Annotated in this window: 2 protein-coding genes; both read right to left on the bottom strand. The window is 67.9% G+C overall.

The annotated features are described in order from the left end of the window. The coding region (locus tag HMPREF3096_RS18550; RefSeq protein ID WP_070544543.1) for a sodium ion-translocating decarboxylase subunit beta at positions 1–389 on the bottom strand (389 nt) is incomplete at its 3' end. Positions 390–404: 15 nt separating this feature from the next. Then, a partial coding sequence (locus tag HMPREF3096_RS18545) for a biotin/lipoyl-containing protein (protein ID WP_141749341.1) occupies positions 405–1,272 on the bottom strand: 868 nt, incomplete at its 5' end.

Here is a 1,272-nt window from a genome sequence, read left to right as displayed (position 1 = left end):
GCCACCTTATAGAAGATGGCCAGCACCCCGGCGGAGTAGCCCATGTCCACCGCGAGGCTCTCCATCTGCCCCTGCACCGACGGCAGGGCCAGCGCCAGCGCCTCCTTAATGGCGTGGACGTCCGGCGCGCAGTGGAGCTTCGCGGCAATCACCGCCAGCTGCGCCGGGTCGTGGTGGGCCAGCAGGCTCTCCAGGGCGGTGAGCGCCAGCCCGGCCTCCGGGATGTTCGACAGCAGGCCGCCGAAGCCAATCGGCAGCAGCAGTAACGGCTCGAACTTCTTCGCAATCGCCAGCCACAGCAGCAGCAGGCTGACCAGCAGCATCACCGCCTGGCCGGCGCCGAGGTGCATCAGCCCCATGCCCTGAATCAGGGCGTTCAGACTTTCCATTTCCGCTCCTCGTCCTTACGCCAGCTGCAGCAGAGTGTCGCCGACCGCCACCGCGTCGCCGGCTTTCACCGCGATACCGCGCACGGTCCCGGCCTGCGCGGCGCGGATTTCGGTCTCCATCTTCATGGCTTCCAGAATCAGCAGCACCTCGCCTTCGGACACCGTCTGGCCTTCCGCGGCCAGCACCTTCCAGATAGTGCCCGCCAGCGGGGCGGTCACCGGGGTGCCGGCGCCGGCCGGAGCCGGGGCAGCAGGCGCAGCGGCCACCGGCGCGGCGCTGAGCTGGCTGACGTCGCCGCCGTCGCTGACTTTGACCACAAAGGCTTTGCCTTCCACTTCGACGGTGTAGACGCCGGAGGCGGCTGGTTTTTCTGCTTTTGCCACCGGCTGCGCGGCTTCCGCCTGCGGTACCGGCTCAAAGGCTGCCGGGTTGTGGCGGTTTTCGAGGAATTTCAGGCCGGGTTGCGGGAACAGGGCCACGGTGAGCACGTCGTCGATGGCGTTTTCGGCAAGGGTGATGCCTTTCTCCTGCGCCTGGCGTCTGACGTCGGCTTCCAGCTGCGCCAGCTCCGGCTTCAGCAGGTCGGCCGGGCGGCAGGTCACCGGGTCAGCGCCGTCAAGCACCCGCGCCTGCAGGGCGGCGTTCACCGGCGCCGGGGTGCGGCCGTACTCACCCTTCAGGATACCGGCGGTCTCCTTCGCGATGGTTTTGTAGCGCTCGCCGGTCAGGACGTTGAGCACCGCCTGGGTGCCGACAATCTGCGAGGTCGGGGTGACCAGCGGGATGAAACCGAGGTCCTCGCGCACGCGGGGGATTTCCGCCAGCACCAGGTCGAGTTTGTCCGCGGCATTCTGCTGCTTCAGCTGGCTTTCGAGGTTGGTG

The organism is Klebsiella sp. HMSC25G12 (assembly GCF_001807705.1).
GTDB lineage: Bacteria > Pseudomonadota > Gammaproteobacteria > Enterobacterales > Enterobacteriaceae > Klebsiella > Klebsiella variicola.
This window is presented reverse-complemented; position numbering and strand designations above follow the sequence as displayed.